The organism is Acidovorax sp. GW460-11-11-14-LB4, assembly GCF_059423685.1.
In genome coordinates, this window is the sequence record NZ_JBWKYJ010000051.1 from 22649 (window position 1) to 36377 (window position 13729).

A 13729-nucleotide genomic window follows, 5' to 3' on the forward strand; every position below is an offset into this window, starting at 1 on the left:
CGGCTTACTTGGCTGCAGCAGCGGCATTCAGGGCCTTGATCACCTTGTCGGTGATGTCGTGCTTGGGATTGATGTAGACGGCCTCTTGCAGGATCACGTCGTACTTCTCGGCCTCGGCCACCTGCTTGACCACCTTGTTGGCGCGTTCGAGCACTTGCGACAGCTCTTCGTTCTTGCGGGCGCTCAGGTCTTCCTGGAATTCACGGCGCTTGCGCTGGAAGTCGCGGTCCTGGTCCACCAGCTGGCGCTGGCGCGCGGTGCGTTGGCTCTCCGCCATGGTGGGTGCTTCACGCTCAAACTTGTCGCTGGCAGTCTTCAGGGTGTTGCCCAGGTCCACCAGTTCTTTCTCGCGACGGGAGAACTCCTGCTCCAGCTTGGCCTGCGCAGCCTTGGCTGTGGTGGCTTCTCGGAAGATGCGATCAGTGTTGACGAAACCGGCTTTGAACTCTTGCGCTTGTGCAGGGGCTGCGATGGCAACGGTGCCGAGCAGCAAGGCCACGGAGAGATGGCGAGAAAAGGATTTCATTAGAAAGACGTTCCAATCTGGAATTGCAGTTTCTGGATTCTATCGCCGGCGAACTTGCGCACTGGCTGCGCAAACGCCAAACGCAAGGGACCGAGCGGCGAAATCCAACTCAGCCCCAGGCCCACGGAGGCACGCATGTCACTGAAGGTAACTTTGTCGTTCTCGCCGTACACATTGCCCACGTCCAGGAACGTGAACACACGCAGGGTCCGGTCATTGCCAGCACCCGGGAACGGAGCAATCAGCTCGGTGTTCAGCGTGATCTTCTTGGGTCCACCCAACGAGGCCCCGGTCACATCACGCGGTCCCAGGGTGCCCTGGTCGAAACCACGCACCGAGCCCAGACCACCCGAGTAGAAGTTCTTGAATACCGGGAACGGACGGCCGTTCAAGCCCTTGCCGTAACCGGCCTCGCCGTTGAACGCAATGGTGAAGCGCTTGTTGAGGGGGATGTATTGCTGGTACTGGTAGTTGGCCCGCACGTAGCGTGCATCGCCTGCCACAGACCATTCGGAATTGAGGCGCTGGTAACGGCCGGAGTTGGGCGCCAAGGCGCTGTCCCGGTCGTCACGGGACCAGCCCACAGTCAATGGAATCGAGGTGCTGCTGTAGCCGAACTTGTCTGCGTAAAACAAGTAGGTGGCCGGGATGTTCGTGCCGGGCTTGATGCGGGTCTGCTCCAGCCCACCGCCAAAGAACACCGTGTCGGTCTCACTGAAAGGCACACCAAAACGCACGGAGGTCCCGGTGGTGACCAGCTGGTAATTGCCCCCCTGGTCTTCGTAGGGCTTGTCGGTGCGGTAGTACACATCGAGCGTGCGCGAGATGCCTTCGGGCGTGAAGTACGGGTTGGTGGTGCTGAACACCAGCGTGCGCCGGTACTTGCTCGTGTTGACGTCGATGCCCAGGTAGTTGCCCGAGCCAAAGATGTTTTCCTGCTTGATACCGAACGAGAGAGACGCCTTTTCGGCGCTGGAAAAACCCACGCCCAGTTGCAACGAGCCGGTGGGCTTTTCAGCCACGTTGATCACCAGATCGACCTGGTCGGGAGAGCCAGGCACTTCCTGGGTTTCCACGTTCACTTCCGTGAAGAAGCCTAGGCGGTCCACGCGGTCGCGGGAGAGGCGGATCTTGTCGCCGTCGTACCAGGAGGCCTCGTACTGGCGGAACTCACGGCGAATGACTTCGTCACGCGTGCGGTTGTTGCCACTGACGTTGATACGGCGCACATAGGCGCGGCGTGCTGGTTCGGCTTGCAGCACAAAATTGACGCGATTGTTCTCACGATCGATTTCGGGCACAGCCTCCACGCGGGCAAACGCAAAACCAAAGCGGGCAAAGTATTCGGAAAACGCCTTGGTGGTTTCAGTCACCTGGTCCGCGTTGTAGGGCTCGCCGGGGCGAATGGTCACCAGCGACTTAAACTCGTCCTCGCGGTCCAGATAGTTGCCTTCGAGTTTCACTCCCGACACCACATACCGTTCGCCTTCCGTCACATTCACGGTGATGGAGATGTCCTGCTTGTCCGGCGAGATGGCGACCTGCGTCGAGTCCACACGGAACTCCAGGTAGCCGCGCTGCAGGTAATACGAGCGCAGGGTTTCAAGGTCGGCGTTGAGCTTGGTGCGCGAGTAGCGATCGGACTTGGTGTACCAGCTCAGCCAGCCCCCCGTGTCCTGGTCGAACAGGCCCTTGAGCGTGGATTCACTGAACGCCTTGTTGCCCACGATGCGCACTTCCTTGATGCGTGCGGGCTCACCTTCCGTGATCGTGAAGGTCAGGTTCACGCGGTTGCGCTCGATGGGCGTGACCGTGGTCACCACCTCGGCGCCGTACAGGCTCTTGTTGATGTACTGGCGCTTGAGCTCTTGTTCGGCGCGATCGGTGAGCGCCTTGTCATAAGGACGCCCTTCCGTCAGGCCCACTTCGCGCATGGCTTTTTTGAGCGCATCTTTGTCGAATTCACGGGCACCGGCAAAGTCCACGTCGGCGACAGTGGGGCGCTCTTCGACCACCACCACCAGAACGTTGCCGCTGGCCTCCAGGCGCACATCCTTGAAGAGTCCCAGGCCGAACAGCGCACGAATTGCTGCGGCGCCTTTTTCGTCGTTGTAGTCGTCACCCACCCGCAGGGGCATGGATGCAAACACGGTGCCCGGCTCCACACGCTGCAAGCCCTCCACGCGAATGTCCTGCACCTTGAATGGCTCCAGAGCCCATGCCGCATTGGCGGCAAAAATCATGGCTGCAACGGCCGATGCGGTACGCACGCCCAGGCGATTGATGTGTTTTTTCATGAATGAAGCGGGAGCCGCAGTTGCAGGGCAAGCGCGGCAAAAGTGTTAGCCAAAGAGCCGGGTGATATCGTTGAACAGAGCTATGGACATCATGACAAGCAGGACAGCAACGCCTCCACGCTGCAATCGCTCCATCCATGCGTCCGACACACCCCTGCCCGTGACACCCTCCCAAAGATAATACATCAGGTGCCCACCGTCCAAGACTGGCAGCGGAAGCAGGTTCAGCACCCCCAGGCTCACACTGATCAGTGCCAGAAAGATGAGGTACTGCGTCAGCCCCATGCTGGCTGAGCGGCCTGCGTAGTCGGCAATGGTCAAGGGGCCACTGAGGTTCTTGAGCGACGCCTCGCCGATCACCATGCGGCCCATCATGCGCAGGGTCAGCAGCGACACATCCCAGGTCTTCACCACACCACCCCACAGACCATCGACCAGCCCGTAGTCCACCGTGACAAATTCTGGTGCAGCTCCCACATAGGCGCCAATGCGCCCCACCGTATTACCCGGTTCGGTCACAGCCTCGGGCAACACGTCCAGTGTCATCACCTGACCACCGCGCTCGACGCGCCATGGCTGCGCCAATGGCTCGTTGCCCCGCACCGACTGCCGGATCAACTCGCGCAGTTGCTGGCCGTCCACCACATCGGTCTGCCCCACCTTGAGCACCACATCACCTTGGCGCAGGCCAGAGCGCTCAGCCGCGCTTTGCGCCATGACCTCGCCCAACACAGGGCGGGTCCAAGGCCCCAGGATGCCGACCTTGCGAAACAGCTGGGCATCAGCCTCACGGCTGTCGATCCGGGACATGTCGAGCACAACCTCACGATGGCCCGTACCATGGGCGGACTGGACGTCAAGACGCACGTTCAGCCCCTCAAGCGCACCACGGGTCAGTAGCCACCGCAGGTCTTCAAACGAACGAACTGGCTCCAGGTCTTCTGCCCCCAATGCGGCGCGCTCTACCAGTTCACCGCCCCGCAACCCGGCACTGTGTGCGACCGACCCTGCGACCGGGCTTGCCAGGATGGCCCGGGGCTCCTCGACACCGTTCCAGTTCACCACCGAATACAGCAGCACTGCCAACAACAAATTGGCAATGGGCCCAGCCGCAACGATGGCTGCTCGCGAGCGCAGGGGCTGGGTGTTGAAGGCCAGATGCCGCTCCTCTGCGGCAACGGGTGCCTCTCGCTCGTCCAGCATGCGCACATAGCCCCCCAATGGGAAGGCTCCCAGCACAAACTCCGTGGGAGACCCCTGGGGCTGCCAGCGCAATAGCGGCTTGCCGAAACCCACAGAGAACCGCAATACCTTGACCCCACAGGCCACCGCCACGCGGTAGTGCCCGTATTCGTGCACTGCGATCAAAAGACCGAGGGCGACGATGAAGGCAGCGATAGTAAGCAGCATGGATGGTTGGTTCCTGAGTGGGCCGGCAGTCAGGCAGCCAGACGGCCCGCCACATGTTCAGCCGCATGGCGGGCCTGGGTGTCCAGATCCAGCAACGCGGCGAGCGAATCGGGCTTGGAGGGCGAAACTGCATCCAAAGTTGCAAGGTTGACCGCATGAATATGGTCAAAACGCAACCGACCCGACAAAAAGGCGCCCACCGCCACCTCGTTGGCCGCATTCAGCACGGCAGTGGTCCCCTCGGCCGCCTTCAGCGCCTGCCAGGACAGGTGCAGGCCCGGGAAGCGAATGGCGTCCGCGTCTTCAAACGCGAGGGCGCTCAGGGTCGAGAAATCCAGCTTGCTGGCCCCGCTGGTAATGCGCTCGGGCCAGGACAGGCCGCAGGCAATGGGCACTCGCATGTCGGGCGTACCCAGCTGTGCAAGGATGGAGGCGTCCTTGAACTGAACCATCGAATGGATGATCTGCTGCGGGTGGATGACCACCTTGATCTGGTCTGGGTGCAGGTCAAACAGCCAGCGGGCCTCGATAACCTCCAGCGCCTTGTTCATCATCGTGGCCGAATCCACGGAAATCTTGCGTCCCATCGAGAAGTTGGGATGCGCACAGGCCTGGTCAGGGGTGATCTGCGACAGAGTGGAAGGGTCCCGCAGGCGGAACGGGCCGCCCGAAGCCGTGAGCAGGATGCTGTCCACACGGTCAGACCAAGTGGCAGGGTCTTCTGGCAGGCACTGGAAGATCGCAGAGTGTTCGCTGTCGATGGGTAGCAGTGTGGCACCGCCGTCGCGCACGGTCTGCATGAACAGCCCGCCACCCACCACCAGGGCCTCCTTGTTGGCCAACAGCAATCGTTTGCCCGCGCGCGCCGCAGCCAGACACGGAGCCAGACCGGCAGCCCCCACGATAGCCGCCATTACGGCGTCGACTTCATCATGGGACGCTATGATTTCAAGAGCATCTTGCGCTTTTATCACTTGTGTCGGGAGGCTATTGGCCTGCAATTTTTCTGCCAGCTTCGCCGCATGGGATGCGCTGGCCATCACCGCGTAGCGAGGGCGAAACTGCGCGCATTGTTGCAGCAGCAGATCCACTTGCGTCGCAGCGCTGAGGGCAAACACCTCGAAGCGCTCCGGGTGGCGTGCCACCACATCCAGCGTGCTGGTCCCGATGGAGCCGGTGGAACCGAGAACGGTGAGTCGTTGTTTCTTCATAGGGTTGTCAGGCTCGTGAGCATCATGGCCAGGGGCAGTGTGGGCAGCAAGGCATCCACGCGGTCAAGCACGCCGCCGTGTCCGGGCAAAAGGCCGCTGCTGTCCTTAACACCGGCACTGCGCTTGATGAGCGACTCCACCAGGTCACCCGACACGCTCATGGCCACCATGAACAACGCCGCAATCACCAGCAACCACCAGCCCTGCTGCGCCATACGGCTGTAGAAACTGGGCACTGCCGCCTGCCAGCGGGCATCGGCCGCCACCCAGACGAAGGCCATCACCATCACCCCCGCCAGGCCTCCCCACACGCCCTCCCAGCTCTTCCCAGGACTGATCGAGGGTGCCAGCTTGCCCTTGGTAAACCGCAACCCAAACGCACGCCCCGCAAAGTAGGCAAAAATATCCGCCACCCACACCAGCAGCAGCACCGACAGCAAAAAATTGATGCCCACATTGCGGGCCTGCACCACGGCCAGCCACGCGAGCCACAAGGCAAGCACGCCAGCCACGAGACGCACACCGGCTGGTATGCGGGGCCAGCCGGGCACTCCGGCCTTGAGCAGCCAGGCAGCCGCCAGGACCCACAGCCCGCCGCCCACCACCCACAGGGCAGTCAACGGGCGATCGACCCAGCCCAGCGCCCACGACCCGGCGCACAAGGCCACACAGGCCACACCCACCGCCACGGAGCCTGCTTGGCCAAAGCCGCTCAGACGACCCCATTCCCAAGCCCCGGCAGCCATCAGAACCAGCACGACCAGCGTGAACGGTATGGTGTTGGCGTAGAAAAGCGCGGGCAACAAGATGGCCAGCAGAACAAGGGCTGTGATGACGCGCTGTTGAAGCATGGGGGCTTTCAGAACCTGTTCAGGTTCTCAACCCGGCATCGGATCAGGATGCGCGGACAGAATCTGTTCAGAGGTTTTGCCAAAACGGCGCTCGCGGCGGCTGAAGGCGTCGATGGCCTCGTCCAGGGCGGACTCATCGAAATCGGGCCACAGTCGGTCGCTGAAGAAGAACTCGGAGTATGCCGATTGCCAGAGCAAAAAGTTGCTGATCCGCATTTCTCCCCCGGTGCGGATCACGAGGTCGGGGTCGGGCACGTGGGCCAATCCCATCGCATTGTGCAGACTGGCCTCAGTGATGGGCTCGCCACGGGCAGCCAGCGATGCAGCCGCCTGCGCGATGTCCCAGCGGCCTCCGTAGTTGAAGCAGACGTTGAGCACCAGGCGGGTGTTGTCCGCCGTGGCGGCTTCTGCCTGACCCAGGCCGTCTCGCACCTTGGGCGAAAGGCTGCCACGTTCGCCCACAAAATGAAGACGCACGCCGTCTTTCTTGAGCTGGGGCACCTCGCGCGCCAGCGCCATCGCCAGCAGCTCCATGAGGCCGGAGACCTCGTCGGCGGGGCGGTTCCAGTTTTCGGAAGAGAACGCAAACACCGTAAGCACACCGACGCCGCGCTGCACACAAGCGCGTGCGCAGCGGCGAAGTGAGTCAACCCCTTGCTTGTGGCCGGCCAGACGCGGCAAAAAGCGACGCGTTGCCCAGCGGCCGTTGCCATCCATGACGATGGCAATGTGGTGTGGCACCACCGGAGATACAGACATGGGAATGTTCAAGCCCTGGGGGCTCAAACCGCCATGATTTCCTGCTCTTTGGCGGCCACCAGCGCGTCGATCTCGGCGATGTGCTTGTCGGTGAACTTTTGCACTTCCGTTTCGGCGCGCTTCTGGTCGTCTTCGGACGCCAGCTTGTCCTTGACCAGTTTTTTGACGGATTCGTTGGCATCGCGGCGCAGGTTGCGCACGGCGATCTTGGCGCTCTCGCCCTCGTTGCGCGCGAGCTTGGTCATTTCCTTGCGGCGCTCTTCGCTCATGGGGGGCATGGGCACGCGAATCAGGTCGCCCATGGAGGCGGGGTTCAGGCCCAGATCGCTTTCGCGGATGGCCTTTTCAATCTTGGCGCCCATGCCCTTTTCCCAGGGCTGCACGCTGATGGTGCGCGAATCGATCAGCGCCACGTTGGCCACCTGGCTCAGTGGAACCAGGGAGCCGTAATACTCGACCTGCACCGTATCGAGCAGGGCCGGATTGGCACGACCGGTGCGAATCTTCTGCAGGTTGTTCTTGAACGCGGTGATGGACTGGTCCATCTTGGTTTCAGCAGTCTTCTTGATGTCGGCAATCGTCATGTTTTCTCCTCGGGCCGACCTGCATGCGATGCAGGCCTTTCCATCGTGATCAAGCGTAAACCAGCGTACCTTCGTCTTCGCCCATCACCACGCGCTTCAAGGCGCCGTGTTTGATGATGGAGAACACCTTCACGGGCAGCTTCTGGTCACGGCACAGAGCGAAGGCAGTCGCGTCCATGATGCCCAGATTGCGGGACATGGCCTCGTCAAAGCTGAGCTTGGTGTAGCGCGTCGCCGTGGGATCCTTCTGGGGGTCGGCAGTATAAACGCCGTCCACCTTGGTAGCCTTGAGCACCAATTCGGCGCCAATTTCCGCGCCACGCAAGGCAGCTGCTGTGTCGGTGGTGAAAAACGGGTTGCCCGTACCGGCCGCGAAGACCACGACCTTGCCCTCTTCAAGATACTGCAGCGCCTTGGGGCGCACATAGGGCTCGACCACCTGCTCGATGGCAATGGCGGACATCACGCGGGCCACCAGGCCCTGCTTGTCCATGGCGTCGGCCAGGGCCAGGGCGTTCATCACGGTGGCCAGCATGCCCATGTAGTCGGCGGTGGCACGGTCCATCCCGACCGAGCCCCCGGCGACACCACGGAAAATATTGCCCCCACCGATCACCACGGCCACCTGGACACCCAGGCGGGTCACTTCGGCGATCTCCTCGACCATGCGCACGATGGTGGCGCGGTTGATACCGAAGGCGTCATCCCCCATCAGCGCCTCACCAGACAGCTTGAGCAAAATGCGCTTATGGGCTGGTGCAGCGTTGGACATGGGAAATTTCTCCAGTAAGTGGTACGAGGCTTTGGTGGGGTGGTTACAGGGAACGATCAGGCAGCAGCCTTGGCAGCAGCCACCTGGGCAGCCACTTCGGCAGCAAAGTCGTCCACCTTCTTCTCAATGCCTTCGCCCACCACGTACAGGGTGAAGCCCTTCACGTTGGTGTTGGCAGCCTTGAGCATCTGGGCCACGGTTTGCTTGCCGTCGGCAGCCTTCACGAAGACCTGGTCGGCCAGCGAGACTTCCTTGAGGTACTTCTGCACCGCGCCATCGATGCGCTTGGCCGTGATTTCAGCGCTTTGTGCAGGCTTGCCGGCAGCCACAAGTTCCTTGTTGGCTTCATCAGCCTTGCCTTCGGCGACCGAGCGCTCCTTGGCAATCAGATCGGCAGGCACATCGGCGCTGGTCAGGGCCACGGGCTTCATGGCGGCCACGTGCATGGCAACGTCCTTGGCGGCGGTGGCGTCACCGTCGAACTCGACGACCACACCGATGCGCGAGCCGTGCAGGTAGGCTGCCAGATTGGAGCCGCTGAAGCGCTTGAAGCGGCGGAACGACATGTTTTCACCGATCTTGCCGATCAAGCCCTTGCGCACATCTTCCAGCGTGGGGCCGAAGCTGTCTTGCTCGTAGGGCAGTGCACCCAGGGCTTCCACCGTGGCGGGGTTGTGCAGTGCCACCAGCTTGGCAGCGGCGTTGGCCATGGCAATGAAGCTGTCGTTCTTGGAAACGAAGTCGGTTTCGCTGTTGACTTCGACCAGAGCACCCGTGGTTCCGTCGATGTAGCTGGCGACCACGCCTTCAGCAGTCACGCGCGACGCGGCCTTGCCTGCCTTGGTGCCCAGCTTGACGCGCAGCAGCTCTTCCGCCTTGGCCATGTCGCCGTCGGCTTCGGTCAGCGCCTTCTTGCATTCCATCATGGGGGCGTCGGTCTTGCCACGCAGTTCAGCCACCATGCTTGCGGTAATTGCAGCCATCTTTATTCCTTCAGTATTCAGTTCAGTCAGTTCAGATTCGGGCTAAAAAAAAGGGGGCTCACCAGGGGCCCCGCTTTTGTTCGCGACGGATCGCGCAGCCGGGCTATCAGGCAGCGGCTTCTTGCACTTCCACGAATTCGTCGGTGCTCTCGGCGGTTGCAGCCTTCACGACTTCATTCACGGCGTTGGCACGGCCTTCGATGATCGCGTCAGCGATGCCACGGGCGTACAGAGTCACGGCCTTGGCCGAGTCGTCGTTACCAGGGATCACGTAGTCGATGCCTTCGGGCGAGTGGTTGGTATCAACCACACCGATCAGCGGGATGCCCAGCTTCTTGGCTTCGGCCACGGCGATCTTGTGGAAACCCACGTCGATGATGAAGATGGCGTCGGGCAGAGCAGCCATGTCCTGGATGCCGCCGATGTCCTTTTCGAGCTTTTCGATTTCGCGGGAGAACGTCAGTTGCTCCTTCTTGCTCAGGTTCTCGAGGCCAGCTTCTTGCTGAGCCTTCATGTCCTTGAGGCGCTTGATCGAGGTCTTCACGGTCTTGAAGTTCGTCAGCATGCCGCCCAGCCAGCGCTGGTCCACGAAAGGCACACCAGCGCGTTGCGCTTCGGTGGCCAGGATTTCACGGGCTTGGCGCTTCGTGCCGACCATCAGGATCGTGCCGCGGTTGGCAGCCAGTTGCTTGGCGAACTTTTGGGCTTCCTGGAACAGTGGCAGCGACTTTTCCAGGTTGATGATGTGAATCTTGTTGCGATGGCCGAAGATGTAGGGGGCCATCTTGGGGTTCCAGAAGCGGGTTTGGTGACCGAAGTGGACACCGGCTTCCAGCATTTCGCGCATGGTAACGGACATAAAAATACTCCAAAGGTTAGGTCTAAAATCAGCCCCAATATTTGCAGTGCCGTGATCCTCACGAACACTGCAACACCTTGACAGGGCTGCTTTGCGATTGGTCTTGCCGCAGCGGCCACGCCGGTTGTGCAAACCTTGCACCACTGCTCCCAGCAAAACCCAAAGATTCTAGCACACCCATGCTCCCTGACCTGATCGCCACCCGTGAGCAACTGCGGGACGGCGCCAACACCGCGCCCGCCGAGCTCGAGCGCTGCATCGACGCCGCCCAGGCCACACCCAACACCCACAGCTTTGTGCGCACGCTGTTTGACGAGGCACGCACCACGGCGGTGCAGCCGGGTGTGGCCCAGCTGCCCCTGGCCGGGCTGGCGGTGTCGGTGAAGGACTTGTTTGACGTGGCCGGCCAACCCACCCCGGCGGGCTCTACCGCGCTCGCAGACGCTCCCGCAGTAGCCGAGGACTGCCCGGCCGTGGCCCGCCTGCGCGCAGCGGGCGCCAGCCTGATCGGCCGCACCAACATGGTGGAGTTCGCGTTCTCTGGCGTGGGCGTCAACCCCCACTACGGCACGCCTGCTGCCTGGGATGCCCGCTTTGGCGCCCTGCCCAGCGCGCCCCGCGTGCCCGGCGGGTCTTCGTCCGGCGCCGGGGTATCGGTGGCCACTGGCGCGGCGTTCATCGGGCTGGGATCGGACACCGGTGGCTCCATCCGCATTCCTGCAGCGCTCAACGGCATCGTGGGCTTCAAGAACACCGCCCGGCTGGTGCCTACCGCCGGCGCCGTGCCGCTGTCCACCACCCTGGACACCGCCTGCGCCATGACGCGCACCGTGCGCGACGCCATCGTGGCGCACGAGGTGCTGGCCGCCCGGCGCGTGACGCGCAGCCTGGCGCCGCTGTCCCAGTACCGGCTGGCGGTGCCGACCACCCTCTTCCTGGAAGGGCTCGACGCCCCCGTGGCGCGCGCCTTTGAGCGTAGTGTGGAAGCTTTGCGCCAGGCGGGCGCACAGATCTACACCATCGCATTGCCCGCCGTGCTGGAGCAGCCCGCCTACGGCTTTGCCGCCCCCGAAGCCTACGCCTGGCACCGCGAGCTGCTGCAGCGCGCAGGCGACCGCTACGACCCCCGAGTGCGCATGCGCATCGAAAAAGGGGCCACGCTGATGGCCTGGGAATACATCGACCTGCTGCAGGCGCGCCAGCAATGGATTGCGCGCATGCTCGCCGACATGGAGCCCTACGACGCCCTGCTCTCCCCCACCGTGCCCATCTTGGCGCCACTGCTAGCCGATGTCGCCCCCGCAGATGGCGTGGACAAGGCCCAGGACGCCGCACGCGATGCCGAGTTCTTCCGCGTAAACAACCTGCTGCTGCGCAACACCAGCGTGGTCAACCTGCTGGACGGCTGCGCGCTGTCCCTGCCCTGCCATGTGCAAGGGGAACTCCCGGTCGGGCTGATGGTCTGGCACGGGGCGCTCAGGGATGACACGGTGCTCAACATCAGCCTGCAGATCGAGCAAACACTACAAAAATAATAGCTACCAGCGCATTATTCACTAGCGCTACAAGCCAAAAACACCCAAATTCATGAAGATTGCCATCGTGGGCGCCGGCATTGTCGGCGTCACCACCGCGTACGAACTGGCCAGCGACGGCCACGAAGTCACGGTGTTTGAACAACGCAGTGCGGCCGCCGAAGAGGCCAGCTTTGCCACCGCCGGGCTGCTGGCGCCCCACCTGCTCAGCCCCTGGGCGCTGCCGGGATTCGGCCAGCCGCTGCGACTGATGGGGACACAGGCCACCCTGCGGCTGGCTGGCGGCCTGACCCGCGCCAACTGGGCCTGGCTGCGGCGCTGGCGCAGCATGGCGCGCAGCCACAGCGCCCCGGCCGCCGCGGTCGAACGCCTGGCGCAATACAGCCAAGCTCGACTACAGGCTATTGCGAACCAGCATGAGCTGGACTTTGAAGCCAGCGACGGCCGCCTGGTGCTGCTGCGCACTGAAGAAGACCGCGCCCGCCTGCAGCCCGCGCTGCAAGTGCTGCGCGACAGCGGCGTGGCCCTGCGTGAGATCGACGCCGATGTGGCGCGCCAGATCGAGCCTGGCCTCTCGCCCGAAGCCCCGCTGGCCGGCGCGATCCACCTGCCCGATGCACGCGCCGGCAACTGCCGTCTGTTTGCACAGTTGCTGCGCCAGGGCATCCAGGGTGCGGGGGTGCAGTTTGTGTTCAACACCCGCGTAGACCGCGTCGGCACCAGCCCCACGGGCGTGGTGCTGCAGGGCGAAACGGACCTGCGCCGCTTTGATGCCGTGGTGCTGTGCGCCGGCATGGCATCGGCCACGCTGCTGCCCGCACTGGGCCTGGGGCTGCCCATGGCGGCGGTGTACGGCTACTCCGTGAGCGCCCCACTGCGCGAATCCACCCACGCCCCCCGCGCCAGCGTGGTGGATGCGGGCCAGCAAATCTCCATCACCCGCCTGGGCCAGCGCGTGCGCATTGCCGGTGGCGCTGAACTGGCCGGGGCCGATGCCGAGCACCACACCCCCACACTGCAGCGTCTGTACCGCACGCTGAACGACTGGTTCCCCGGGGGCGCGCAGCTTTCATCCAACCTGCAGATCTGGCGCGGTGCCCGCACCATGCTGCCCGACGGTGCCCCGGTGGTGGGCGCCAGCGGCGTGCCGGGCCTGTGGCTCAACACTGGCCATGGCGCTGGCGGCTGGGCCCTGGCCTGCGGCAGCGCGCGGGCACTGGCCGACCTGATCGCGCAGCGGGAACCCGAGGTGTCGCTGGACGGGCTAGGCATGCGGCGGTTCTGAACCTTCCTGCGCTTTGCCCCCACGGGGCGTCGGCGCACAATGGCAGGCGCGCTGCCGCTGGCAGCAGCCCTTGCCCCCTGCAGCCCATGCACCGCATCACCGCCCACCAGCCTTATCCCCTGTTCAACACGGCCGCCACTCGCCGCCTGGAAAAAGCGGCGGCAGCCGCCCTGCCCCCGCACACGCTCATGCAGCGCGCCGGCCTGGCCGTCGCGCAACTGGCCCAGGCGCTGGCACCCCACGCAGGCACCGTGTGGATTGCCTGCGGCCCCGGTAACAACGGGGGTGACGGGTTGGAGGCTGCCATGCACCTGCAGCGCAATGGCCGCAGAGTGGTCGTGACCTGGCTGGGCCAGCCCGATACGGCCCCGGCGGATGCCAGGGCCTCCTGGCAGCGCGCACGGGATGCGGGCGTATCCTGGGCAGACACTGCCCCCGACGATCTGGGGGCCAACGATCTGTGCATTGATGCGCTGCTGGGCATTGGCGTCTCTTCGTCACCCCACAGCCCCGCACGCGCGCCCGACGCAAGGCTCCAGGCCTGCCTGCAAACCCTGCACCGCAGCCCGGCCCCCGTGCTGGCCGTGGACCTGCCCAGCGGGCTGGACGCGGACACCGGCCAGTTTGCCGCGGGCCTGGCGCCCGACACCCCCACTC

Annotated in this window: 13 protein-coding genes; 3 read left to right on the forward strand and 10 right to left on the reverse strand. The window is 63.6% G+C overall.

Features of this window, described 5'->3' with window-relative positions; all coding sequences use genetic code 11:
* Positions 1-4 precede the first annotated feature (4 nt).
* The 10 genes from AC07X4_RS16875 to rpsB form a co-directional block, all read right to left on the reverse strand.
* On the reverse strand, positions 5-526 hold the full coding sequence (locus AC07X4_RS16875) for an OmpH/Skp family outer membrane protein (protein WP_056067203.1): 522 nt from the start codon (positions 524-526) through the stop codon (positions 5-7).
* A complete protein-coding gene (gene bamA, locus AC07X4_RS16880) occupies positions 526-2823 on the reverse strand; it encodes an outer membrane protein assembly factor BamA (protein ID WP_056067201.1) in 2298 nt (765 codons plus the stop codon). Before bamA ends, AC07X4_RS16875 begins: the two co-directional genes overlap by 1 nt.
* Before the next feature lie 45 nt (positions 2824-2868).
* Entirely contained in the window at positions 2869-4233 is a 1365-nt protein-coding gene (rseP, locus tag AC07X4_RS16885) for an RIP metalloprotease RseP (RefSeq protein ID WP_494740714.1), read from the reverse strand.
* A gap of 29 nt (positions 4234-4262) precedes the next feature.
* Positions 4263-5444, reverse strand: coding sequence for a 1-deoxy-D-xylulose-5-phosphate reductoisomerase (ispC, locus tag AC07X4_RS16890; protein ID WP_494740715.1), 1182 nt, complete (start codon positions 5442-5444; stop codon positions 4263-4265).
* Positions 5441-6295: a phosphatidate cytidylyltransferase gene (locus tag AC07X4_RS16895; protein WP_494740716.1), complete on the reverse strand. Its 855-nt coding sequence runs from the start codon at positions 6293-6295 to the stop codon at positions 5441-5443. Before AC07X4_RS16895 ends, ispC begins: the two co-directional genes overlap by 4 nt.
* 27 nt (positions 6296-6322) lie before the next feature.
* On the reverse strand, positions 6323-7054 hold the full coding sequence (uppS, locus tag AC07X4_RS16900) for a polyprenyl diphosphate synthase (protein WP_056067194.1): 732 nt from the start codon (positions 7052-7054) through the stop codon (positions 6323-6325).
* A gap of 23 nt (positions 7055-7077) precedes the next feature.
* Positions 7078-7638 (reverse strand): ribosome recycling factor, encoded by a 561-nt coding sequence (gene frr / locus AC07X4_RS16905; protein ID WP_056067192.1) that lies wholly within the window; start codon positions 7636-7638, stop codon positions 7078-7080.
* Between the two features lie 49 nt (positions 7639-7687).
* Positions 7688-8410, reverse strand: coding sequence for a UMP kinase (pyrH, locus tag AC07X4_RS16910; RefSeq protein WP_008906712.1), 723 nt, complete (start codon positions 8408-8410; stop codon positions 7688-7690).
* A gap of 56 nt (positions 8411-8466) precedes the next feature.
* Entirely contained in the window at positions 8467-9393 is a 927-nt protein-coding gene (gene tsf, locus AC07X4_RS16915) for a translation elongation factor Ts (protein ID WP_015013552.1), read from the reverse strand.
* 106 nt (positions 9394-9499) lie between these two features.
* Positions 9500-10252: a 30S ribosomal protein S2 gene (gene rpsB / locus AC07X4_RS16920; RefSeq protein WP_056067188.1), complete on the reverse strand. Its 753-nt coding sequence runs from the start codon at positions 10250-10252 to the stop codon at positions 9500-9502.
* 179 nt (positions 10253-10431) lie between these two features.
* Between rpsB and AC07X4_RS16925 the strand changes: the two genes are divergently transcribed.
* The 3 genes from AC07X4_RS16925 to AC07X4_RS16935 form a co-directional block, all read left to right on the forward strand.
* Positions 10432-11787 (forward strand): amidase, encoded by a 1356-nt coding sequence (locus tag AC07X4_RS16925; RefSeq protein WP_494740717.1) that lies wholly within the window; start codon positions 10432-10434, stop codon positions 11785-11787.
* Positions 11788-11839: 52 nt separating this feature from the next.
* Positions 11840-13072, forward strand: coding sequence for an FAD-dependent oxidoreductase (locus AC07X4_RS16930; RefSeq protein WP_436075447.1), 1233 nt, complete (start codon positions 11840-11842; stop codon positions 13070-13072).
* An 86-nt stretch (positions 13073-13158) separates the two neighbouring features.
* The coding region (locus tag AC07X4_RS16935) for an NAD(P)H-hydrate epimerase (RefSeq protein WP_494740718.1) at positions 13159-13729 on the forward strand (571 nt) is incomplete at its 3' end.

What these genes read in the sequence shown, in the direction of transcription:
- AC07X4_RS16875 (WP_056067203.1), bottom strand. Translation starts at nt 526, where the DNA reads ATGAAATCCTTTTCTCGCCATCTCTCCGTGGCCTTGCTGCTCGGCACC.
- bamA (WP_056067201.1), bottom strand. Translation starts at nt 2,823, where the DNA reads ATGAAAAAACACATCAATCGCCTGGGCGTGCGTACCGCATCGGCCGTT.
- rseP (WP_494740714.1), bottom strand. Translation starts at nt 4,233, where the DNA reads ATGCTGCTTACTATCGCTGCCTTCATCGTCGCCCTCGGTCTTTTGATC.
- ispC (WP_494740715.1), bottom strand. Translation starts at nt 5,444, where the DNA reads ATGAAGAAACAACGACTCACCGTTCTCGGTTCCACCGGCTCCATCGGG.
- AC07X4_RS16895 (WP_494740716.1), bottom strand. Translation starts at nt 6,295, where the DNA reads ATGCTTCAACAGCGCGTCATCACAGCCCTTGTTCTGCTGGCCATCTTG.
- uppS (WP_056067194.1), bottom strand. Translation starts at nt 7,054, where the DNA reads ATGTCTGTATCTCCGGTGGTGCCACACCACATTGCCATCGTCATGGAT.
- frr (WP_056067192.1), bottom strand. Translation starts at nt 7,638, where the DNA reads ATGACGATTGCCGACATCAAGAAGACTGCTGAAACCAAGATGGACCAG.
- pyrH (WP_008906712.1), bottom strand. Translation starts at nt 8,410, where the DNA reads ATGTCCAACGCTGCACCAGCCCATAAGCGCATTTTGCTCAAGCTGTCT.
- tsf (WP_015013552.1), bottom strand. Translation starts at nt 9,393, where the DNA reads ATGGCTGCAATTACCGCAAGCATGGTGGCTGAACTGCGTGGCAAGACC.
- rpsB (WP_056067188.1), bottom strand. Translation starts at nt 10,252, where the DNA reads ATGTCCGTTACCATGCGCGAAATGCTGGAAGCCGGTGTCCACTTCGGT.
- AC07X4_RS16925 (WP_494740717.1), top strand. Translation starts at nt 10,432, where the DNA reads ATGCTCCCTGACCTGATCGCCACCCGTGAGCAACTGCGGGACGGCGCC.
- AC07X4_RS16930 (WP_436075447.1), top strand. Translation starts at nt 11,840, where the DNA reads ATGAAGATTGCCATCGTGGGCGCCGGCATTGTCGGCGTCACCACCGCG.